The following is a 23,208-nucleotide window of genomic DNA, read 5'->3' as shown; positions in this document are numbered from 1 at the left end:
TCATTCGAGTCTAGACAAAATGACACCAAATGAGTTTTACTATGATCAGCTACCCCAACAAAACAAGGTGGCTTAACTAGAGCGGAATATCACTTATAAATACGCTTTTAGTTGTTCAAACAAGTGGGACCACCTCTAAATACACGTCAGGGTTTAAAAAGAATTGAAGTGGGTAAAAGAGTTCTTCTTTCATCTGGAGTTGAGGTAGATTTAAACTTAGATGGTCGTACATTCTATACTTCTATAAATCAATTATTTAAGCTAAATCATAAAGTTATTTAAAGATAAAATTCAGAAATATCAATTTTTAGTGGATATTTTGCCACTTTAACTATTATTAAAAGGTATAGATATGCTTAAACAAAGTATTAGTGTAAAGGATCAGTTTGGGGCTCAACACGCTATTCAAGCAACAGTCGATCATCATTTTTCTAAAACACAATCTCATTCCAATATAAAACATATCACTGTAGATGGTGAAGATATTCGTCCCAGTTTTGAAATGTGCTTTCAAAGTACCTTAAGTGGAAAAATTTTCAAAATTGTATAGACCAGGCAAATTTTGCTTTAGGTATTATTATTTTTAATAAGTTCCCGAAGAGCTAGAGAATTAATTTGCTCAATCTAAGGACTGATTTTTGTATAAGGCAAAATTGAGTCCTTTTAGTCTCAATAAGACTTAAAATCCTATCTACTCATCAATTCAAAAGTAGATATTCATAATTAAAATTTAGTAAAAGTCTTGCATAAGAATCCCGTTAATCTAACTGAGATTTAAATCATCAAGATTTTGAGCTGACTTAATAATGGCGAGCCTAAACAGGAAAAACTGTATTGGCAAGTCGTCTGTTTAACTTCAAAAATCAGTAATCTCAGTAAATCATTTCAAAATCATAGCGATAAAATTATGAATAAGCTTATTCAAGTTATATGAGCAATTGCTAAAAACTATATGACGAGTCAAGTTGATGTATATCGTATAGCTTTGACGGAAGTGATAGCCTAACTTCTTAAGCTTGATTAAAACTCTTATCAATATCAGTGATTTCGCTCTTTGAGTATTTTCATTGATTTTTATGCAATGCATCTTAGTGTTATTCCGCAGTTTTGCTATAGTAAGAGCAATTTTGGATCAACATCAGGACTATGTTATGTCAGCTACACCACGCATTGGGATCTTAGGTGCAGGCGGTCGTATGGGGCGTATCCTTATTCAGGCTGTGCATGAAGCAGGTTATCAATTGGCGGCTGCAGTAGAACGCCCTGAAAGTACACTATTAGGTGCTGATGCTGGCGAACTTGCCGGAATTGGCGCAACAGGTGTTAAGGTCGTGGGTAGCCTTACCGATGTAGTCAAAGACTGTGATGTCGTGATCGATTTCACTGCGCCAGCAGCGACCGTCAATCATCTTAAAATCTGCCGTGAAGCAGGGGTCGCAATCGTGATTGGTACCACCGGTATGAATGACGAGCAAAAAGCCTATTTGGAGGAATCTGCCACGGAAACTCCTGTAGTTTATGCAGCGAATTATTCAGTGGGTGTGAACGTTTCGATCAAACTGCTTGAACTGGCCTCTAAAGTATTTGGCGATACGGTTGATATTGAAGTGATTGAAGCACATCACCGTCACAAAGTAGATGCGCCATCGGGTACAGCTTTGATGTGGGGTGAGGCGATTGCGGAAACTTTGGGTCGTGACCTGAAAGAAGATGCGATATATTGCCGTGAAGGTCATACTGGTCCGCGTGAGCGTAAGAGCATTGGCTTCCAGACCATTCGTGGTGGCGATATTGTCGGTGAACATACTGCAATGTTTATTGCCGATGGGGAACGTGTGGAAATTACTCATAAAGCGACTAACCGCATGAACTTTGCTTCTGGTGCGGTACGTGCTGCAGCTTGGGTCGTCGGCCGTGAAGCGCGTAAATATGATATGAAGGACGTGCTTGGTTTTAACGATATTCAGGTTTAAAACCGAGTCAAAATCATTTATAAAAAAGTATAAAACTAAAATAAGACGAATAAAAAATGCAAAAAATGATTTTCCTGCTCTGTGCAGTGGCGCTTGGTGCCATTGCGCAGGCCAAGCCTGTCGGGACGCCTAAACTCAGTATTCATAAAAACAATATCAAGGTCTGGACCTACCAGAATGAACAAAACCCGGTTTTTCTCTATAAAGCTGAAACGACCTATACTGCACCGCTTGAAAATGCCGTGTCCCTCATTTTGAATGTTGAGCATGCAGTACAGTGGGTTCCCTATATGGATAGTATCAAGATCCTGTCCCGTGATGATAAAAAAGGTGACTTTACCCTGTATATGGTGCTGGATTTTCCATTTCCCTTAAAAGACCGTGACCTGATTGTGCAGGGCAATATGATCAAGGAAGCCAATGGCCAGATCACCATCAAGAATAAAGCCATCCAAAGTGGTTATCCTTTAAACCCAGATTATGTGCGTTTAACCGATTATCAGGGCGACTGGACTTTTCAGAAACTGGCCAATAATAAGGTCAAGGTTTCAACCTATGGTTATGCCAATCCGGAAGGTTCGATTCCTTTGACCTTTGTGAATTTGTTCGTGCAACAACAACCTTATCAGATGCTGCAGAAAATGAAGACCGAGCTGGCCAAGCCTTCAGGCCTTGCAGTTTTGCCGGAAGTATTACAATAAAAAAGACCCAATTGCTAGGTCTTTTTGACAGATTGAAACAGGCAGAGTTTAAGCTTCAAAATCTGCTTTAAGTACAATCCGGTAGCGGGCTTTACCTGAATGCAGATGTTCAATTTCTTGATTCAGCTGTGACATCGGGAAGACTTCAATTTGTGGGGCAATATTTTTACGCGCAGCAAATTGCAGTAACTGACGTAAGGCTGCCGGTGAACCGGTTGGAGAGCCGGTAACAGACTTGGCGCCGCCAATCAGCATGCCCGCCGGAATCGGCATCGGTTCTAATGGCAGACCCAGCATATGCACAGTACCATTCGGTGCCAGAGTGGACAGATAAGCCTGCCAGTTCAAGGTGACATTGACCGTACTCAATAATAAATCAAATTTGCCACGTTGTGCCTTTAACGCGGCCACATCACGGCTATTTACCACATGATCAGCACCCATGGCTTTCAGCTCATCGGTTTTGTCCAGACTGGAAGTAAAGGCGGTAATTTCGCAGCCCCAGGCTTTGAGCAGTTTAATCGCGATATGACCCAAACCGCCAATACCAATTACGCCAACATGATGAATGGCCTGAATCTGATGTTTGAGAATCGGATCGAATACGGTAATCCCGCCACAGAGTAAAGGGCCGGCACTTTCAGGATCCAGATCTTCAGGTAGGGGAATGACCCATTGCCAGCCGGCACGCACTTTATCGGCAAAACCACCGGCATGTCCGACAATAGTCGCCACCTGACCGCCAGTACACAGCACTTGCTGGCCTGAAATACAAGGATCGCAATATTGGCAACTTTCCGCTGTCCATCCGATACCAACGCGTTGACCCACTTTCAGGCCTTTGGCTTCTGAGCCCAGATGAGTAATGGTGCCAATAATTTCGTGTCCAGCCACCACCGGATAAACCGATGAACCCCAGTCATTATTGATCACCGAAATATCAGAATGACACAGGCCGCAGTATTCTACTTTGACTTCGACCTGATGTGGCTGTAGTTCGCCAGCATCGAATTGATAGGGTTCGAGTGCAGCACCTGCTGACATTGCAGCATAGGCCTGGATAATATTATTCGACATAAGTTCAGCCCTTTTTTGATTGGGAGGATATTGTTTTAAAGTCACAATGATTTTCGTGATCATCGACCATGCCGACGGCCTGCATAAAGGCATAGCAAATGGTGGGTCCAACAAATTTAAAACCAGACTGTTTGAGTGCTTTAGACATCTGCTGGCTCTCAATGGTTTGTGCGGGTGCCTGACGATAATCTGCAACATCATTATTCAGTCGGGGTTGCGCTGCAAAAGACCAGAGCCATTCCACCAGATTGATCCCTTGCTGCTGTAGCTTTAGCCAGGCTTGGGCATTCTCCCGAATGGCATTGAGCTTGCCGCGGTGCCGTATCAGGCTAGCATCTTCGAGTTTCAGTTGGAGTTGTTGATCTGTAAGTGAGGCGATAGATTCAATCGAATATTGAAAAAAATGTTCACGATAAGCTTCACGTTTTCTGAGAACGGTAATCCAGGCCAGACCGGCCTGCTGTCCTTCCAGACACAGCATTTCAAACAGGCGATTTTCATCCAGCAGGGCCTGTCCCCATTCCTGGTCATGGTAGGTGATATACAGCGGATCATCGGAGCACCAGCCACAGCGTTGCACAGTCATGTGATGCTCCTTGTTTTGATGCTTTTATAATTTAAACACAGTCCATTGATCCTGCTGATTGTCCCAGTACGACAATTCAGCCTGATCCAGATCGCTAAATAGAATCCACATATCTTTACCGGCCTTGTCGGCATAACCAGTACTGATCAGAAGCACATCCTCGGTAATTTCCATCACCCAGCCCTGGTAAGTTTGACCATTCAATACAATTTTTTGTTGATTGCCTGATTCAGCAAATTCCACCAGACGATTGATCAACGCTTCTGACATGTAAATATCCTAAAATTAACGTAAATAGGGATAGGGATTGACCACACCGCGACCCTTACCCTGTAAATAAATTCCATAATGTAGATGTGGTGCAGTGTGCCGGGCATTACCGCTGTTGCCGACATAAGCAATCAGCTGGCCTTTTTTGACATAGTCGCCCACTTTTAAGCCACGTTTATGTCCATCCAGATGCGCATAATAATGCCAGGAGCCGCCCGGGCCCAGAATCCAGACTACTTTACCACCCAAATTGTTGTTACGTAAATCTGCAATCAGGCCCTCAGTCGCGCTAAAGACTTCGGTTCCACGTGGAGCCATGATATCAATGCCTTCATGTAAACGTCCGCGACTGCGCGAAGCGCCCCAGGTATCTGATAATTCACGTGCCTGTACGCGTGCCACCGGGATGGGCAGAGAGGACGGCACTCGCATACTTTTCAGTTTTTGCACGACGATAGGATTGAGCTGTACAGCAGGGGGTTTTTTCGGTGTACTGCTACAGGCAGCCAGCAGCACAGCAATCAAAGCGATCCACGTCAAAGCAAGGTATTGGCGCACTTTATTCATCCTTAAATATTGGCAATGCTCATGTTGAGCTAATCGATATTTTGCTTTATTCAGACTATGTCACAGATTTACGCTAGTGATCAATTTTTTCATGGCAGTCGGAATGCCGGCCTCGGTTGCTGTTTGCGGACTCATCCAGCAGCCGTGCAGTTCAATCGCCAGATGTTCCTGCTGATCTTGATCTACAGCAAAAACAATCGCTTCAAGGTGCCAGGTAAAATGGGTAAAACTGTGGCTAATCTGGGTCTTTTTGACGATATTTTTAAGGCTCAGCTGTTGGCATCGCTGTTCCAATTCATGTTCATTTTCAATAATCGGCAGACACCAGAGACCGCCCCAAAGACCGCTATTGGGCCGTTGCTGCCAGAGCCATTCTGAACCGGACTGGATCAGCAAGACCTGAGCAGAGCGCAGCGGCACCGGTTTTTTGGCCTTTTTAAAAGGCAATTCATTTTCTAGACCTTGCTGATGCGCCTTGCAATGCTGCTGCATCGGGCAATATAGACATAAAGGTTTTTTCGGCGTACACACGGTCGCGCCCAAGTCCATAATCGCTTGGGTATAATCATGATTGCGTTCGATCGGACAAAGCTGTTCTGCTAGTTGCCAAAGAGCACGTTCATGTACCGGTTTGGACAGATCATCTTCAATGGCAAAGAAACGTGACAATACCCGTTTGACATTGCCATCCATGATCACGCCATATTGACGTAAACCCAGTGACATCAAGGCGCCAGCGGTAGAACGCCCAATGCCGGGCAAGGCCATCCATTCTTCCAGGGTTTGAGGGAACAGCTGCTGTGCGGTTACGATACCAGCCGCTTTATGCAGATTGCGGGCGCGGGCATAATAGCCAAGACCTGCCCAATAGGGTGCTACCTCATCCCATGAGGCTTGACCTAAGTCCTGAACCGTCGGAAAACGCTGGATAAATCGTTCGAAATATTGCAGTACCGTTTTGACCTGGGTTTGCTGCAACATGATTTCAGAGACCCAGACTTTATACGGATCATCGCTCACCTGCCAGGGCAAGTCATGACGACCATGCACATCAAACCATTCCAACAGGGCATCTGAAAATACAAACATGAACACATAGCAACCGAATAAGCAGCAGCTAGTATAGCGGAATCAGTATGGTGGGAATGTGAAAAGTGAGATAAAAACGCAGATGCGAATCTACTGAAATAGAATATTGTTCTCATAAAAATAAATGCTCCAGAGAGCATTTATTTTTGATAAAGAACCCGGTTAATCGTTAATTCCCCAGCGCTCATCCAGCTTCAAGGTCTTGCCTGCATAACGCGGAATAATATGAATATGCAGATGTTCAACCTTTTCCTGAAATACTTCACCATCAAGAAAACCGACATGAAAACCGGCAGGCTGGTAGCGTAATTGCAGTTCATTGCGTGCCTGTTCCAATAAAGACATCAAACTTTTACGTTCTTTGTCAGTCACTTCAAAAAATGAGGCCACATGCCGCAATGGAATGATCACACAATGACCTTCGGACAATGAATTTGGTTCAGGCAACACCACACCATAATCATTTTTGGCAATGACATCATATTCGTCAAAATTGCAGTAGGGGCAGTTGGTTTCAGCCATCATACACATTCTCCTCTGGTAGGATTTATCTTCTTTTCTTCATGAAGTATCTAGAATATTCAGCCTGTGAACAAGCCGGATAGTGGTTTCTATTCATGCCAAGTGGCGGTCCAGCAAGGCATACATTGCTGCCAGGCCTTTTTGTTCCGCTTCTGCATTGTAGCCAAGATCCACACCATTGGCTTTGGCCCGTTCATCCGCAAGTGGGTTGCTAAAGCCATGTTTGGCATTTTCAAAAACAATCACCTCATGCTTGACTTTGGCAGCATGCATTTCCTCACGGAAACTGGCGACATCATCCAGGGTCACCATGCTGTCGAGTTCACCATGTAACACCAGAATTTCTGCCTGAACATGACCTTCCTGAGCCGGGGCTTTCGGAGACAGATTGGCATGGAAAGTGGCCACAGCTTTTAACGGTGCATTAGAACGAGCCAGATCCAGTACCACTTTGCCGCCGTAACAGAAACCAATGGCTGCAAGTTTTTCAGGATTGACCTCATCCTGTGCTGCCAAGGCATTCAGGGCAGCTGTTGCACGATTCACAATGGTGTCAGGATCTTCGAAAGTCTGCATCATCCATTCATAAGCCTGATCAGAATGGGTGGTCATTTTTTTATCACCATACATGTCTATGGCCAAGGCAGCATAACCATGTTCTGCAAGTTCACGAGCGCGCTGTTCAGTATATTCATTACGCCCCCACCATTCTGGTGCGACCAATACGCCGGCAACGACTGTATCTGTTTCTGGTGCGGCAAAATAACCAATTAATGGGCTGCCATCCTGTGCAGTATAATGAATTTCGCGGGTCTTGATTGCTGCCATGCTGACGTCCTCTATTGTTGTTGAATTGCTTGATTAAAACATAACATAGCAAAACTGATAGGAATGTGACATGAAAACCTGCGATTTACGGATACTTAAGCCCATAAAAAAAGAGAGGCAAATATAAAACCTCTCCGATGTTAGATCTGGAAAAATAGGACTTATTATTTAATAATTTCCAGTAATTCCACATCAAAAATTAAAGTACTGTTCGGTTCAATTACATCCCCTGAACCAATCTGTCCATAGGCCAGTTCGGCCGGAATGAAGAAACGATATTTGGCACCTTCTTTCATCAGCTGTAAACCTTCGGTCCAGCCGGTAATGACCTGGGTGGTACGAAATACCACGGGCTGATTACGGGCAATCGAGCTATCAAAAACCGTACCATCGATCAAACGGCCTTCATAATGTACGCGGACATTACTATTTGCGCTCGGCGATTTCCCTTTACCTTCCTGAAGAATTTGATATTGCAGTCCTGATTTGGTGGTTTTTATCCCCGGTTTTTTGGCATTTTCAGCCAGAAATGCCTGACCAATTTTGGCATTTTCATTAGCCTGCTTTTTCAGGGTAATCAGCTCTTTGGCTTCAGCCTGACGCTTAAACTGGGTCAAGACCCGCGCCATGTCTTCTTCACTTAAAGTCGCCTGCTTCCCAGCGGCTGCCGCTTTTAAACCGGCACTAAAGGCATCCAGATCAATGCCTTGTAAGGAGTCAGCATTACTTTTTCCCATCAGATAACCAAAGCTGTAGCCGACCTGTTCAGCCTCAGGGCTTTTATTGGTAACTTCTTTGGCAAACAGACTGCCAGAACTCAGCAGTAAAACCATCAAACTTGTTTGTATTTTCATGATTAATTCTCAAAATAAAGGAGAGCGCGTTGCTCTCCTTTTCGTGGATTATTTTACTTCAATGAGTTCCACATCAAAAATCAAAGTACTGTGTGGAGGAATCGTACCTGGCACGCCCTGTTCACCATAACCGAGTTTAGATGGGATATACAGAGTGGCTTTACCACCTTCTTTCATCAGTTGCAGACCTTCGGTCCAGCCTGGAATGACCTGATTGAGTGGGAACTCAATCGGCTCGCCACGTTCAACCGAACTGTCAAACACGGTACCATCAAACAATTTCCCTGTGTAATGTACTTTCACGATTGAAGTTGCTGCAGGCTGCTTGCCCGTACCTTCTTTGGTCACTAAATATTGCAAACCAGATGCTGTGGTTTTTATTCCAGCTTTTTTGGCATTTTCGGTTAGGAAAGTATCACTTGATGCCTGAGCCTGTTTGGCACTATCCACTTGCTTCTGCTGCATTTCTTTTTGGAACTGCTCATAGGCTGCTTGTAATTCTTCTTCAGTATAAGCAGGAGCAGTACGGGCATGACCTTCGCGAACGCCTGTCACAAAGCTGTTAATATCCAGCTCAGGTGGAGTTTGATGAGCGACTTCATAACCGAGTGCATAGCTAATTTTTGAAACAGCAGAGGCATCTTTAGATGCTTTTGTGGTTTGAGCAGCTGGGTTTTGAGTTGCATAGTAAACAGGTACTAGCGCGGCACCGCCTAAAAGAACAGCGACAGCAATCGGTAAGGCCTTACTCATGTATTATTCCAATCTAATGTTATCGTTGAGGTTCATTCCATCTTAGCAGAAAATTTTGAGAAATCTTGCAGAATGGGTGGTTTTTTAGCAAGCGGACACCGCAATTATGTTGAAGTTTAAAGAGATAAAAAAACCAGCAATAGCTGGTTTTGTTATTTTTCAGATTTTAATCATTGTTCGAGAATGTCTAGGAACAAAGATTGCTCTAACCGAAATTGTATTTTGCAAAGAGCTTAGTAAGAAAACAAGCTTTTTTCTAAAGGAAATTCAATTCCAATCGATGCACCACCATCATTACCACGTAAGTCTGAATCACTGATCCAGCCATTTAGTTTCAGTGGAATATCTGGGCGTAAATAATGTGTCCAGCTCACATCAACAGCTTTTAATTCATCTTGGATTGGAAAAGCTAAATTAGTAGTTCGGTTGGATTCATTCAACTTGGCAAACAGCACTCGAGCATTAACACGGTTCAGGCGATCGAAACGAATATCACCGCCTACTGAAATCATTTGACCATCACCACCTATCGCATGTGCTAATGGGTAACCATGCTGATAAAAACCATCGGTATAAACATGGTGGTTGTATGAAATACCATCAGCACTACCATTACTACGGGTATCTGTCCATTCGGTATACAGCTGGAAAGGCATATTATTATAGCTAGCAGAATAATCGACTCCAGCCAGATACATTTTTTTGGCTGGTAAGCCGCCCGCTTCATCTTCACCAACATATTGTGCATACATCCCCATTGGGACTTGCAACAGTGGTTGTAGATTTAAGCGCGCATCAAAACCTGCAATTTGGTTAGACTTATCATCATCACTATTATCAAAGTTATCATTGCCTTTTATAGCATTCCAGAGTGTAGACAGACTTTCTGAACGGTCACCACCACCCCATTGCATAGCACGCGATGCACCCAGCTCCAAATAGGGTAAAGGTTGTGCGGTGACACGTAAGCCAATCAGTTTGGCATCAGGTATAGCATCGTAGTCATCCAGTTGTCCGGCAAAGGCTTGATATTGCCAAGGTCCAATCCAAGATAGCCATTTGCTTGCAAAAGCATGCTGTTCGGCACGCTGCATGGTCACACCATACACAGGACGACTGGCATCACCCCGAATTAAGCTGCCATCATGACCAGGTCCCCAGTAGGTCGGAATTTGTCCAGCAATCAGCCATTGATTCCATAATTTACCTGCAAGGTAAGACCCTTCAATATTCACATCTTGATCATTATCAATCTGGGGATCTTTTTCTGCATTGATACGAAGTCTGGCATCCCAATTCTGATTGCCTGTATTCAACTCTACACCCGCCTGGTATTGCGCTTTTTGCTGATCGCCAAAGGCTTGAGGAATATTTTTTTGATCTGTCTCTGCAAATAGTGATGCTTTAAGTAACTGGTTGTTGGTATTCAAATGAGCCATGACTGAATCAATGACTCTTTGCTGATTATTATTGCTGACTTGGGCCTGAGAAAGGGCGCGTTGGATTTCATCACCACTCATTGGCCAGGTCGAAGTGCTAACTTGAATCACACCTTGCTGATTTAACCAGTTTAAATCGGTGCGCAGGTTTTGGTCATTTAAAACGATGCCTTGAGCAAAGGTTAGTGAGGAGCTTAATGCCAAGCTGGCGAGCAGTGTTTTAAGTAACATTTTTGTATATTCTCAGGAGTTTTAAACTGTAACCAAGATAGGGTTTTTAGTTGATTTTTTCAACAATGAACATTTGGAATAAATGTGATAGAGAGAACTATCACACCCTGCCTCTAGCAAGGTGTGATATCAAAGTTTACAATGAATTAGTCATTGTCTTTATTTGCGGTATAAGCATAGGCATAATTATAACCATAGCTACCTGCTGCCCCTTGTTGTACATCATTAAGAATCACGCCATTGACTTTGACATTGGCCTGTTCAAAACGATTAACAGTAATTTCAAGTTCTTTAATTTTCGTTTTAGCATGACGGGCAATCAATAAATTCACGCCTGCATATTGCGCAATAATGATGCCATCGGTCACCGCAAGCACAGGTGGCGTATCAATCAGTACATGATCGAAATGAGCAGATGCCTGATCTAGGAAAGTTTTGAATTGATCTGTACTTAATAGTTCAGACGGGTTAACCGGACTCTTACCACGTGTCACAAAAAACAGGTTATCTACAGTTGAATTTTGCACCACCTCTTCATAGCTATTTTGGTGATTCAATAATTCTGCTAAACCTGGTTGCACTTCGGCATTAAAGTACTTATGTAAATAGCCACGACGTAGATCACCATCAATGATCAGAACCCGTTTTCCCCCTTGCGCTAAAATAGTAGCAAGGTTAGTGGTAATGAATGATTTTCCAATTTCAGGTGCAGGACCAGAAATTGCAATCACATTATTGGTCGCATTCATTAAGGCAAAATGAATTGCTGTTCGCATGCTACGGAGGCTTTCAATCGCGATATCACTGCTATCTTTAACCGCAAGAATAGGAATATTCTTTTTCTTCTTTAATAGGTTAATACGACTTTCTTGAATAACAGAGCGCGGTACAGTGGCATAGACTGGCAGATCAAGCTCATTTTCAATTTGCGCTGCGTCTTTAATGCCTGAACGCATCATATTTCGTAATAGTGCAATCAATACTCCAATAAAACCACCGACAAAAATTGATAAAATTATTATAATTAATGACTTGGGTTTAATTGGCTTAACGGGTTCAACAGCTTGGTCAATAACTCTGACATTACCAATTTCACCAGCCTCTGCAATTTTCAATTGCTGATAGCTATTTAAGAGTGCGGTATACAGTTCAGTGTTTACTTTTACATCTCGATATAGCTGTAAATATAATCGTTGTGTTTCTGGTAAACGTTTAATAGATTGTGTCATTTCTGATGTTTTTTGATTAATTTCAGCAAGTTGAGCATTGATCGCCGACATAAGAGGGTGATCAGGGGTATATTTTGAAGAAAGTTCCGCTTGCTGTTGTTGTAATTGGATTTTCATCTTTTCCAGTTCAACATTTTGCTTTAACATTAACTCGGCTTCTTGAGTTACATCAATAGTATTGTATTGCTCACGGAAACGGTTGAACTTGATTTCTGATTCCTCAAGTTGCTGTTTAAGTTCCGGCAGCTGTTTGTCTAGAAAATTTAAAGTTTGTTTAGATTCTAAAGACTTGCGTTGAATATTTTGTATTTGATAGACGGATAAAATATTATTCAGAACTTGAGTAATATGTTCCTTATCATTGCCATTATAATTTAGACCAATAACACCGGAGTTTTTCCCTCTCTCTGCTACACCATAGTCATTTTTTAAGAACCGCATTGCTGTAGGTAGTGCAAGTTTAGTAATAGTAAATGTTTCTTTAAACGGAGATTTGCTAAATATTGCCACTTCCCAGAGGCCCTTAGAATCTATGGTTTGATTGCTGGAATTCAATTGACCTTTAAATATCACTTCATCTTTATAAGAGAAAGTAAACTGGTTGTTATCCGTGAATTTTAACTCTAATTTTTTATCTAGATAGTAATTTGGAATTTTTAATGTTTTGATTAAGAAGGCTTGATTTTCTTTTTGGAAAACCACCATATCCTTTTTATAAAGAACTTCAGCTTTGCCATTTTTAATCAGACGATTAAATAAAGTATTACTATTATCTTTAATTTGGATATCAAGGTGCAAATTTTGAATCGTTTGTCCCAAAATCATGCGTGAGTTTAATATTTCAATCTCAGCATCTGCGGGAGATTTCCCCCCCATTCCCCCTGGAATAGCATCACTCAACCCACCCAAAAGGGCAGCAGCTCCAGCGCCTTTATTATCCTCTACTAGAACCATTGCATCAGCAGAATAAATTGAGGGAGTAACACGTAAATAAAGTAATGCGAAGGTTAAGCTCAGGATGATACAAAGCGCGATCACTTTCCATTGTGCAATTAACGAAAAAAATAATTCTTTTAAGTCAATGGTATCGTCATTAGTACTTGAATTTTGATTCATGGATAAACTACTAGATAAAATTAAATATGTGATTGCCAATCCGAAACATAAGATTCGATGTTATTACATGTTTCTTCAAAAAATGCTTGATCAAGCTTATAAGGATCAGGAACATTTTGATCTTGCCAATGTCCTAAACGAAATACTTTACCTTTAGCAAATGGCCAAGTCTTTTCTATATGTTTTTGTTGATTTGAACTCATCACTAAAATTAAATCTGCAGTTTTGATTAAGTTGGCATCAATTTGTTTTGCGACATGTGAGCTCATATCAATTGATTTTCTTGCCATACTTGCAATGGCCTTATCATCAGCACTATGGCCTACCATGGCAGAAAGACCAGCAGACTCAATATGTAAGTTAGGATGATTTTTCTTGAGAAAAAACTCGCCCATAGGGCTACGGCAAATATTTCCCACACAGACGACCAAAATATTCCGAATTTGCATATTTTATTTACCCAGTTGGTCAAAGCTATAGAGTGCACTAGAGAACGGAATAATCTGGTTAACAATACGTTGCCAGCGCGTTAATCCAGTGGCATCAATATAAACGATGTCATTTTTTTTCATTTGAAATTGATTAGCTAAGCCCAAATTACCAAAACTGCTTAAATTCAAGTGATACACAGTGGACTGCTTGGTGGCTAAATCGGTGCGCATTACATAGATTTTAGCCGCACTTGCGGAGTAAGGATTAATTCCTTCACTCTCACCCAAAACATCACTTAGGGTCATACCTTGTTCACGTAAAGCCAGCGCTTGGCTTTTACTCGACTCACCCATAACATAAAGCTTTTGATTCTGTTTAGTATTCACAAAAATAGTATCATTCGGTTGAATCAGTAAATTATGTAAAGATAGGCCTTGTTTCTCTAGTTGTAGTACATTGAGGTCAAAAGTTTGACCCTCCCGGATCAATTGAATATTGGTATTGTCACCTGTTTCAGTATTAATACCACCTGCCTGTCCGAGTGCTGTATAGATGCTAATGGGCTGATCATTTAGCGTATATTGGCCACTACGCATGACTTGTCCATTGACAAAATAGCGACGACCTTCATAAGACAATACTCGAACCACCACATCAGGGTGTTTCAAATAGCGTGCAAATTGACTGCGTAAAAAACGATTGGTTTCAGCCAGTGTTTTCCCGGCTACCCGTACCTGTCCCACTAAAGGTAATTGTATGTTGCCACTAGAGTCTATGGGATAACCTGCAGCTTTTACATTTGAAATATCCTGAATAGGGGGGGTGATTTCTGGGTAGGCCCAAAGTTGGATTGAGAGAACATCACCTGAACTCAATTTATAGACTTGTTGAGGCTTGTTAAATAAGTGAAAAATAGTATTGGAATTCTGAGCGTTATTGAGTTCGATACGAGGAATATTGTCTTGCGTAATTTGTATGACTGAAAGCTCTGCGCCTTGATCGGTTCTGTAATTACCTTGAGGAGGCAAATCATAGGTTTGCAAACCGGAAGTAAGCGTACAACCAGAAAATAATATTGAAATAGTGAATAAAATGGATGTGCGTTGATACTTCACATTCAAGCCCTTAATTTTAATACATCGTTATTAGGAAAGGATTGTAGTGCAAAATCTAATTATTGAATATCTTCAAAACATTTTTAATTTACATTTTTAATTTAATTTTTTGATTTTTATATTTATTTTTTTATTTTTTTGATGATTGGTTAAAATTTAATACTGTATTAATATCTTTTTTTTAATTTATGTCTACAATAACTGCAAAATTTTATACTCCTGTTGGTAAAATTCTTAAAAAGACATTTAAGGTCATATAAATGAAAATTCTTGTCACTGGTGGCGCCGGTTTTATTGGTTCAGCAGTCATCCGTCATATTATTCAACATACCAATAATCAAGTTTTTAATATTGATAAATTGACTTATGCAGGTAATTTGGAGTCATTAAAAGGAATTGATCAGCATCCAAACTATCAGTTCAAACAAATTGATATTTGTAATACTGAGCAAATTACAGCTGCCATAGATGCTTTTCAACCTAATGCAATTATGCATTTGGCCGCAGAGTCGCATGTAGATCGTTCAATTGATGGTCCTGCCGCATTTATACAAACCAATATTGTGGGAACCTATACCTTATTAGAAGCTGCTCGAAAGTACTGGATGAGTCTTGACGTTGAGGCACAACAGAACTTTCGTTTTCATCATATTTCAACTGATGAAGTTTATGGCGACTTAGAAGGTACAACTGATCTTTTTACCGAAACAACTTCATACGCGCCAAGCTCTCCATATTCTGCCTCTAAAGCAAGTTCAGACCATTTGGTACGTGCTTGGCACAGAACCTATGGCCTACCTGTCATTGTGACCAATTGCTCAAATAATTACGGTCCGTATCACTTTCCAGAAAAGTTAATTCCATTGGTGATTTTAAATGCACTGAATGCTAAACCTTTGCCAGTATATGGCAATGGTCAGCAAATTCGGGATTGGTTATTTGTAGAAGATCATGCACGCGCTTTATATAAAGTGGTGACCGAGGGTGTAGTGGGTGAAACCTATAATATTGGTGGTCATAATGAAAAACAGAATATTGAAGTGGTCAAAACTATTTGTAAAATTTTGGATGAGTTAAAACCACAGGTGAATGGTCAAGCGTACGAATCACTGATTACATTTGTAAAAGACCGCCCGGGGCATGACTTACGCTATGCGATTGATGCCACAAAAATTCAAAAAGAATTGGATTGGACACCAACGGAAACATTTGAAACTGGAATCCGTAAAACGGTGCAATGGTATTTAAATAATTTAGACTGGTGTCATCGAGTGCAAGATGGCAGTTACCAACGTGAAAGATTGGGTGTAAATTCATAATGTCAAATACAACAAAAGGTATTATTTTAGCGGGCGGTTCAGGTACACGTTTATATCCGATTACCAAAGGGGTATCTAAGCAATTATTGCCTATTTATGACAAGCCAATGGTGTATTACCCGCTTTCTGTACTTATGCTTGCAGGTATTCGTGAAGTACTGATTATTAGTACTCCTGAAGATATAGATGGTTTTAAACGTTTATTGGGTGATGGCGCTCAATTTGGTATTCAGCTTGAATATGCCGTCCAACCTAGCCCAGACGGCTTGGCACAGGCTTTTATTATTGGTGAAAGCTTTATTGGGGATAGTAATGTTTGCTTAGTGCTTGGAGATAATATTTTTTATGGTCAAGGTTTTACCCCAATGCTCCGTCAAGCCGTCGCACGTCAAAAAGGTGCAACGGTATTTGGCTATCAGGTGAAAGACCCTGAGCGTTTTGGTGTGGTTGAGTTTGACGAACAAAAGCGCGCAATTTCTTTAGAAGAAAAGCCTAAACAACCTAAATCTCACTTTGCAGTTACCGGTTTGTATTTTTATGACAATGATGTAATTGAAATTGCGAAACAAGTGAAGCCTTCTGAACGTGGAGAGTTGGAAATTACCACAGTTAATCAGATGTATTTACAGCGCGGTGATTTAAATGTGGAATTGCTTGGACGTGGTTTTGCATGGTTGGACACAGGGACACATGCGAGCTTACTTGAGGCAGCGCAGTTTGTAGAGACTATTGAAAAACGTCAGGGCTATAAAGTTGCGTGTTTAGAAGAAATTGCCTTGAATAATGGTTGGCTGAGTAAAGAACAGGTTTTAGAAATTGGTCAGAGCATGAGTAAAAATGATTATGGTCAGTATTTAATTTCATTGGTGAATGAGATATGAGCCAAGAGTCAATTTATGTAACTCAGCCTGTTTTACCTGAGCTTGAAGAATTTATTCCTTATTTAGAGCAAATTTGGAACAATAAAATTTTAACCAACTGTGGACCATTACATCAGCAGTTGGAAAAAGAGCTTTGTGAGTATTTGGGCGTTGATTATATTTCATTATTTAATAATGGAACAATTGCGTTAGTAACAGCACTACAGGCACTTGGGCTTGAACAAGGTGAAGTAATTACGACGCCTTACACTTTTGTTGCTACGGCTCATTCGATAGTTTGGAATAAACTCACGCCAGTCTTTGTTGATATTGACCCACACACATCTAATATTGACCCTATAAAAGTTGAGCAAGCCATAACTGATAAGACAGTCGCGATTTTACCTGTGCATTGTTATGGCATCCCTTGTGATGTGGAAGCATTACAAAATATTGCTACCAAGCATAATTTAAAATTAGTCTATGATGCGGCACATGCCTTTGGTGTAAAACATCATGGGAAAAGCTTACTCAATTATGGTGATTTAAGTGTATTGAGCTTTCATGCTACAAAAGTATTTAATACTTTTGAGGGGGGGGCTATTGTTTGTCACAGTGCTGAAATGAAACAACGCATTGACCGTTTAAAGAATTTTGGGATTGTGAATGAAAGTACAATAGATGATATTTCTTTAAATGGTAAGTTGAGTGAAGTACATGCGGCACTTGGCTTATTGCAATTAAAATCTATTGACCACACCTTGTTAATGCGTAAAGAAATAGATGTTTATTATCGTAAATTATTAGATGGTGTTGAGGGGATTAGCTGTATTCAACGTACAGCAACGGATGTTGATAATTATTCATATTTCCCAATTGTTGTTTCTGATTCATTTCGACTAAGTCGTGATGAGTTGTTTGAAGAGCTTAAAAAGCAGCATATTTTTGCACGTAAATATTTTTATCCAATTATGACTGATTTAACAGTTTATCATTCGTACAGAACAGAAACGCCTCAGGCTAAATTTTTGTCTGAGCATGTTTTATGTTTACCGATGTACCCAATGCTTAGTAAACAAGATATTCAGAAAATAGTAAGTGTTATAAAACAGGAGGTGGTGTGATGAGTCGCAAACGTATCTTATTTTTAGGGGCAGCGCCTTCTCAAATTCCACCGATAGAATATGCAAAATCACAAGGTCATTATGTAATTACTTGTGACTATCTACCTGAAAATCCTGGACATAAGTTAGCAGATGAATCTCATAATGTTTCGACAACAGATATAGAGGCAGTATTGGCACTTGCAGAAAAGTTGAAAATTGATGGAATCGTAGCTTATGCTTCTGATCCTGCAGCCCCTACAGCAGCGTATGTTGCAGAAAAAATGGGTTTAATAGGTAATCCATATCAGTCAGTTTTGATCTTGGCACGAAAAGATCTATTTAGAGCCTTTTTAGAGGAGCATGGTTTTAATGTTCCAAAGTCGCAGTCATTTTATAAATTAGAAGCAGCAAAAGAGTGGTTAGACCAGATTAGTGTCCCTGCATTTGTGAAGCCAGTAGATTCGTCTGGTAGTAAGGGTGTGACGGAAATTACAGCGAAGGACCAATTGGAAAAGGCATTTCAATATGCTTTAAATTTTTCTCGTGAAAAAAAAGTGGTTGTAGAGGAAAAAATCGTTAAACAAGGCTATCAGGTTGCTGGGGATGGTTTTGTTGTAGATGGTAAGCTAGTTTTTCGCTCTTGGGCGGATGAGCATTTTGATAAGTTGTGTAATGGACTTGTACCAATAGGTCAGACATTTCCTACTTCGCATAAACCAGATTTATTGGATGAGGCGCATAAAGAAACGCAAAGGTTATTGGATTTGCTGAATATTAAAACTGGTGCTTTAAATTTTGATTTTATGTTTTCTCAAGATGGAAAGTTTTATTTTCTTGAGTTGGGTCCACGTAATGGCGGTTGTCTGATTCCTGAAGTTATACGTTATGCGACAGGTGTCGATTTAATTAAAGCAACAGTTGACGCTGCTTTAGGATTAGATTGCAGTTATGTTCAGCAAAAACCTGTAAATGGCTTCTGGTCAAGCTATATGGTGCACAGCTTAGAGCAAGGAGTATTTAGTAAGCTTAATATTTCTGAAAGAGCCAGTAAAATGATTGTTGAAAAAAATATCTATGTCACAGATGGTGAAATAGTAAAAAAATATAGTGGTTCAAATGACACCTTGGGAATGATGATTTTACAATATCCAGACATGTCTACTATGTTGGAAATGATTGATAATATGGAGCATGATATTTGTGTCGTCACAAAATCATAGGGAAATTGGTGGTTATATGGGATTTGATTTAAATAATTTAAATCAGTTCCCTTATCATAACTCTAGAAAATATAATTCTGCTAGGTCTGCATTTTTAGATCTTTTGCAAAATTTGAAGGTGGAATCAATATGGGTGCCCAAGTTTATTTGTGACACGATGTTGAAGCCTTTGGAAATATTAAAAATTAATATTAAATTCTACGACCTAGATGCTAATTTTTACCCTCAAATTCCTTCTGAATTAGAAAAAAATGATTACCTATTGTATGTAAATTATTTTGGGATATGCACACAAAACCAAGAAAAGTTGGTGAGTTTATATCCTTGTGACAAAATTATTTTTGACCATTCACAAGCTTTTTTTGTCGAGCCATTTGAGGGAGCTCATACTATTTATTCGCCAAGAAAATTTTTTGCTGTAGCTGATGGTGGTCTTTTAATCACTGAAAAAGATATTAAACCAGTGGATGCTTCAAATCAAGAAGATGAACTAATCGAGCAATATAAGCATCTATTTATACGATCTATAAGTTGTGCACAACAAGGATATATGCAGTTTCAAAAAGCCGAAGCTATGTTGAATGACTGTATTCCTAAAAAAATATCTCCTATTAGTGAACTAATTTTAAACAATATTGATTATTTGCATGTAAAGGAGAAGCGACTTAATAATTTTAAATACTTGCATTCAAGACTTGGTCAATATAATCAGTTTAAACTGGATGTTAAAAAAATTGAATCTCCTCTTACTTATCCTCTATTATTAGATAAAAACTTTTCTAATAAACTCATTCAGTCAAAAATTTATACACCAACATATTGGCTAGATGCTTTAAAGAGAGTTGAAAAAGGTAGTATAGAGGATCATTTTATATCTAATACGACTCACCTAATTTGTGATCAAAGATATGGAGAGGAAGAAATGCAATTTCAAGTAGATAAAGTTAAGGAGTATTTAAATGAATATTAAAGGAAAAGTAGTTACATTGCGTGCCATAGAAATGAGCGATTTAGAGCTTTTAGCAAAATGGTCAAATTCACCTGAAATATGGAATATGGTCGGTGGATGGCATTTTCCATATTCTAGTTTAAGTACTGAGGAATATATTAAGAATATTAATAATAACAATATGAAGTATCAAAACTTTGCAATTGATACGGAGGAAATGGGTTTTATTGGAACAGTAAATTTAGTTGATATAGACTGGAAGAATAGTAATGCCTTTAATGGAATTATGCTTGGAGATAAAGATAGTCGGGGTAAGGGTTATGCTTTGGATGCCGTAATGACAATGATGCGTTACGCATTTAAAGAGCTTGGGTTATATCGATTGGACGGTAATATGATTGCTTATAATGAACGTTCGATCGATTTTTATACTCGAAAATGTGGTTGGGTTGTTGAGGGTAGGAAAGAAGGGTGGTTTTATCGCAATGGAAAGCGACATGATAAGGTAATAGTTGGAATTACTCATGAGCAATATGATCGTCATATAGAAATTACAAAGTATTGGGATGAATAACCCCTATGACTGGTGTGTCTTTACGTTTAAATATTTTGGCTAGCTATGCTAGCCAAATTTATTTAATCGTCATTAGTATTGCAATACTACCTATATATATGAAATATATGGGGGCGGAAGCTTATGGTCTTGTTGGTTTTTTTGCTATGTTGCAAGGACTGTTCGCTTTACTCGATTTTGGACTCACGCCTACTATTAGTAGACAAACAGCGCAATATAACGCAGGCGCAGTTGCGGCATTGGAATTTAGGCAGCTTTTTCGTTCTTTAAGCATTATTTTTGCTTTCATCGCAAGTGTTGGTGGTGGTTTACTTTTTTACTTTAATACCTATATTGCAGAACATTGGCTAAAAATAGAAAACCTGACCATAGCAGATGTATTATTCTGCTTACAAATAATGGCAATTTGTGTGGCATTAAGATGGATGACGGGTTTATATCGGGGTGTGATATCTGGCTTCGAGCATATTGTTTGGCTCAGTACTATTAATATTCTCATTGCTACATTGCGTTTTCCAGGCGTTTTGCTGTACATGTATTATGGTGGTTTTACAGTTAAAAGCTTCTTTGCATTTCAGCTTATTGTTGCTTTATTTGAGTTTTTTCTTCTTGCAGCCAAAGCATATAAACTTTTACCTAAATTAGATAACAAAAAAGAGATTGGTTGGTCATTGCAACCAGTTAAACCTTTATTAGGATTTGCTTTAACCATTGCTTTTACCTCATCGATTTGGGTTTTACTTACTCAGCTTGATAAGTTCGTATTGTCAGGTATTTTGGCTTTATCTGAGTATGGGTATTTTACTTTAGCTGTGTTGGTGGCTGGTGGGGTGTTGCAAATAGGTGCACCCATCAGCGCTGCGATTATGCCTAGAATGGCACGATTGCAAGGTGAGCAAAACTATGAGGAGTTAAAAATTATTTATATTGGGGCTACAGAGTTTGTTGCAGTTATTGTGGTTACGGCGGGTATAGTCTTGGCCATGCTTGCAAAACCCGTACTTTATGTGTGGACGGGAGATGTATTGTTGGCAGAAAAAACAGCGCCTATTTTGCAACTTTATGCTTTGGGGAATGCAGTTCTTGCTTTAGGTGCTTTTCCCTATTATCTACAATATGCCAAAGGTAATTTAAGGCTACATTTTATTGGCAACTTGGTAACAGCAATAGTATTAATTCCTGCTATAATTTGGGCGGCAAAAAACTACGGTGCAATAGGCGCAGGTTGGGTATGGTTATCTATACAGCTGGCTTATCTTATTTTTTGGGTGAGTTTTGTACATAAAATCATTGAGCCACATATAAATTTACAGTGGTTTAAGGCATTTTTACCAAGTGTTTGCTCGGTTTCATTGCTATGCAGTGTCGTGATGTATTGTGTAAGCTTTTCACAACAGCGCGGAGTAGCATTATTACAAATTGTGCTTGTGAGTTTGATCAGTTTGATGGTTGCTGCACTGAGCTCGAAGCAAGTTAGAAGTAAAGTCCAATCTAAACTGTTTGAGAAGTTTTATGAGTTTAAGTAACAAAGACGATATTCAAGTATCTGTATGTGTAGTGACGTATAACCAAGAGAAGTATATTGCAGAGTGCTTGGAAAGTTTAGTCACTCAGCAAACCAGTTTTAAGTTTGAAATTATTGTGGGTGAAGATTGCTCAACAGACAATACAAGAAAAATTATTCAGCAATATGTAGAGCAATATCCAGATTTAATAGTTCCCTTATTTTATGAAGAAAATGTAGGCGCTGTGGAAAATGTGAAGCGAGTCTATAAAGCAGCAAAAGGTAAATATATCGCACATATGGATGGGGATGATATGGCTTTGCCAAATAAGTTACAGAGGCAGTTTGATATTTTAGAAGCTAATCCTGACTGTTCGATATGCGTACATAATATGTTGGCTATTGATTCAGAGGGTAATTCCACTAAAAGAGTATTTAAGTGTTTTCCTGAAAAAAAATATACATTATTAGATATGTATTTAATTAATCCGTTTTTTATACATTCATCAAAAATGTTTATCAATAAAATTGATGAATATATTGATCAACTAAATGTAAATGCTTTAGATATAGAGGTGCATATTGAGCAGGCTAAACAAGGAGATATTTATTTCATAAGCGAATGTTTAGGGGTATATCGACAGTTTGTGGGGATAACCTATGATGATAAACTGATTAATCCCTTGATCCCAAGGAGAATAATTTCTACTTACGAGAATATTGAGAAAAGTTATTTTTCATTATCTGAAATAATAAAGGTAGAATTTAAATATAAGTATATATTGTTAAAATATTCTTTTTATTATATTAGGAAGTCTGAGTTGGTTAAGTCTTTTAAATTCTTTCTAAAGGCTGTATTTAGTAAAATATAATGAATGTTAAGTCATAAAATTG

General features: G+C 39.5%; 24 protein-coding genes. 11 read left to right on the top strand and 13 right to left on the bottom strand.

The features are described 5' to 3' along the window. Positions 1–352: 352 nt before the first annotated feature. The 3 genes from FTT86_RS08770 to FTT86_RS08760 all read left to right on the top strand — a co-directional run bounded on the left by FTT86_RS08770 (position 353) and on the right by FTT86_RS08760 (position 2,674). Complete coding sequence (locus FTT86_RS08770) at positions 353–550, top strand: hypothetical protein (RefSeq protein ID WP_004280859.1); 198 nt, start codon at positions 353–355, stop codon at positions 548–550. A 601-nt stretch (positions 551–1,151) separates the two neighbouring features. Continuing rightward, positions 1,152–1,973 carry a 4-hydroxy-tetrahydrodipicolinate reductase gene (gene dapB / locus FTT86_RS08765; protein WP_005108275.1) on the top strand — a complete coding sequence of 274 codons (822 nt, stop codon included), beginning with the start codon at positions 1,152–1,154 and terminating at the stop codon, positions 1,971–1,973. Between the two features lie 56 nt (positions 1,974–2,029). Next, positions 2,030–2,674: an START domain-containing protein gene (locus FTT86_RS08760; RefSeq protein WP_180181041.1), complete on the top strand. Its 645-nt coding sequence runs from the start codon at positions 2,030–2,032 to the stop codon at positions 2,672–2,674. A gap of 48 nt (positions 2,675–2,722) precedes the next feature. Here FTT86_RS08760 and FTT86_RS08755 read toward each other — a convergent pair whose 3' ends face one another. From FTT86_RS08755 to FTT86_RS08695, 13 genes are all read right to left on the bottom strand, one after another. Beyond that, positions 2,723–3,751 carry an NAD(P)-dependent alcohol dehydrogenase gene (locus FTT86_RS08755; RefSeq protein WP_180181040.1) on the bottom strand — a complete coding sequence of 343 codons (1,029 nt, stop codon included), beginning with the start codon at positions 3,749–3,751 and terminating at the stop codon, positions 2,723–2,725. A gap of 4 nt (positions 3,752–3,755) precedes the next feature. Then, entirely contained in the window at positions 3,756–4,337 is a 582-nt protein-coding gene (locus FTT86_RS08750) for a DNA-3-methyladenine glycosylase I (protein WP_180181039.1), read from the bottom strand. A 24-nt stretch (positions 4,338–4,361) separates the two neighbouring features. After that, positions 4,362–4,607, bottom strand: a complete 246-nt coding sequence (locus tag FTT86_RS08745) for a hypothetical protein (protein WP_153566279.1) — start codon at positions 4,605–4,607, stop codon at positions 4,362–4,364. Positions 4,608–4,622: 15 nt separating this feature from the next. After that, the gene (locus FTT86_RS08740) at positions 4,623–5,165 is read right to left on the bottom strand and encodes a M23 family metallopeptidase (RefSeq protein ID WP_180181038.1); all 543 of its coding nucleotides are present in this window, start codon (positions 5,163–5,165) and stop codon (positions 4,623–4,625) included. A 69-nt stretch (positions 5,166–5,234) separates the two neighbouring features. After that, complete coding sequence (gene mutY, locus FTT86_RS08735; RefSeq protein WP_218954952.1) at positions 5,235–6,263, bottom strand: A/G-specific adenine glycosylase; 1,029 nt, start codon at positions 6,261–6,263, stop codon at positions 5,235–5,237. A 162-nt stretch (positions 6,264–6,425) separates the two neighbouring features. Further along, on the bottom strand, positions 6,426–6,785 hold the full coding sequence (locus tag FTT86_RS08730; RefSeq protein ID WP_180181043.1) for an HIT family protein: 360 nt from the start codon (positions 6,783–6,785) through the stop codon (positions 6,426–6,428). Between the two features lie 93 nt (positions 6,786–6,878). Further along, positions 6,879–7,613, bottom strand: a complete 735-nt coding sequence (locus FTT86_RS08725; protein WP_180181036.1) for a dienelactone hydrolase family protein — start codon at positions 7,611–7,613, stop codon at positions 6,879–6,881. A 164-nt stretch (positions 7,614–7,777) separates the two neighbouring features. Next, positions 7,778–8,467, bottom strand: a complete 690-nt coding sequence (locus tag FTT86_RS08720) for an FKBP-type peptidyl-prolyl cis-trans isomerase (protein ID WP_180181035.1) — start codon at positions 8,465–8,467, stop codon at positions 7,778–7,780. Between the two features lie 48 nt (positions 8,468–8,515). After that, positions 8,516–9,220, bottom strand: a complete 705-nt coding sequence (locus FTT86_RS08715) for an FKBP-type peptidyl-prolyl cis-trans isomerase (protein WP_180181034.1) — start codon at positions 9,218–9,220, stop codon at positions 8,516–8,518. A gap of 233 nt (positions 9,221–9,453) precedes the next feature. Beyond that, positions 9,454–10,890, bottom strand: coding sequence for a capsule assembly Wzi family protein (locus tag FTT86_RS08710; protein WP_180038301.1), 1,437 nt, complete (start codon positions 10,888–10,890; stop codon positions 9,454–9,456). Between the two features lie 146 nt (positions 10,891–11,036). Further along, positions 11,037–13,235 carry a polysaccharide biosynthesis tyrosine autokinase gene (locus tag FTT86_RS08705; protein ID WP_180181033.1) on the bottom strand — a complete coding sequence of 733 codons (2,199 nt, stop codon included), beginning with the start codon at positions 13,233–13,235 and terminating at the stop codon, positions 11,037–11,039. Between the two features lie 20 nt (positions 13,236–13,255). After that, a complete protein-coding gene (locus FTT86_RS08700; RefSeq protein WP_004280882.1) occupies positions 13,256–13,684 on the bottom strand; it encodes a low molecular weight protein-tyrosine-phosphatase in 429 nt (142 codons plus the stop codon). A gap of 3 nt (positions 13,685–13,687) precedes the next feature. After that, complete coding sequence (locus FTT86_RS08695) at positions 13,688–14,782, bottom strand: polysaccharide biosynthesis/export family protein (protein WP_180181032.1); 1,095 nt, start codon at positions 14,780–14,782, stop codon at positions 13,688–13,690. A gap of 260 nt (positions 14,783–15,042) precedes the next feature. Here FTT86_RS08695 and rfbB point away from each other — a divergent pair, with 260 nt between their 5' ends. The 8 genes from rfbB to FTT86_RS08655 are packed head-to-tail and all read left to right on the top strand — an operon-like array spanning position 15,043 to position 23,186. Beyond that, entirely contained in the window at positions 15,043–16,101 is a 1,059-nt protein-coding gene (gene rfbB / locus FTT86_RS08690) for a dTDP-glucose 4,6-dehydratase (protein ID WP_180181031.1), read from the top strand. Next, the gene (gene rfbA, locus FTT86_RS08685; RefSeq protein ID WP_180181030.1) at positions 16,101–16,982 is read left to right on the top strand and encodes a glucose-1-phosphate thymidylyltransferase RfbA; all 882 of its coding nucleotides are present in this window, start codon (positions 16,101–16,103) and stop codon (positions 16,980–16,982) included. The genes rfbB and rfbA overlap by 1 nt, the downstream gene beginning before the upstream one ends. Then, on the top strand, positions 16,979–18,085 hold the full coding sequence (locus FTT86_RS08680) for a DegT/DnrJ/EryC1/StrS aminotransferase family protein (protein ID WP_180181029.1): 1,107 nt from the start codon (positions 16,979–16,981) through the stop codon (positions 18,083–18,085). Before rfbA ends, FTT86_RS08680 begins: the two co-directional genes overlap by 4 nt. Then, complete coding sequence (locus FTT86_RS08675; protein WP_180181028.1) at positions 18,085–19,287, top strand: ATP-grasp domain-containing protein; 1,203 nt, start codon at positions 18,085–18,087, stop codon at positions 19,285–19,287. The genes FTT86_RS08680 and FTT86_RS08675 overlap by 1 nt, the downstream gene beginning before the upstream one ends. Then, positions 19,268–20,257, top strand: a complete 990-nt coding sequence (locus FTT86_RS08670) for a hypothetical protein (protein ID WP_180181027.1) — start codon at positions 19,268–19,270, stop codon at positions 20,255–20,257. Before FTT86_RS08675 ends, FTT86_RS08670 begins: the two co-directional genes overlap by 20 nt. Beyond that, positions 20,247–20,810, top strand: coding sequence for a GNAT family N-acetyltransferase (locus FTT86_RS08665; RefSeq protein ID WP_180181026.1), 564 nt, complete (start codon positions 20,247–20,249; stop codon positions 20,808–20,810). The genes FTT86_RS08670 and FTT86_RS08665 overlap by 11 nt, the downstream gene beginning before the upstream one ends. A 5-nt stretch (positions 20,811–20,815) precedes the next feature. Next, complete coding sequence (locus FTT86_RS08660) at positions 20,816–22,336, top strand: oligosaccharide flippase family protein (RefSeq protein ID WP_218954950.1); 1,521 nt, start codon at positions 20,816–20,818, stop codon at positions 22,334–22,336. Next, a complete protein-coding gene (locus FTT86_RS08655; protein ID WP_180181025.1) occupies positions 22,323–23,186 on the top strand; it encodes a glycosyltransferase in 864 nt (287 codons plus the stop codon). The genes FTT86_RS08660 and FTT86_RS08655 overlap by 14 nt, the downstream gene beginning before the upstream one ends. The last annotated feature ends 22 nt before the right edge of the window (positions 23,187–23,208 follow it).

The organism is Acinetobacter sp. YH01021, from assembly GCF_013420255.1.
Lineage (GTDB): Bacteria > Pseudomonadota > Gammaproteobacteria > Pseudomonadales > Moraxellaceae > Acinetobacter.
Note: the sequence above shows the minus strand (reverse complement) of the source record. Positions and strands in the feature narration are given on the sequence as shown.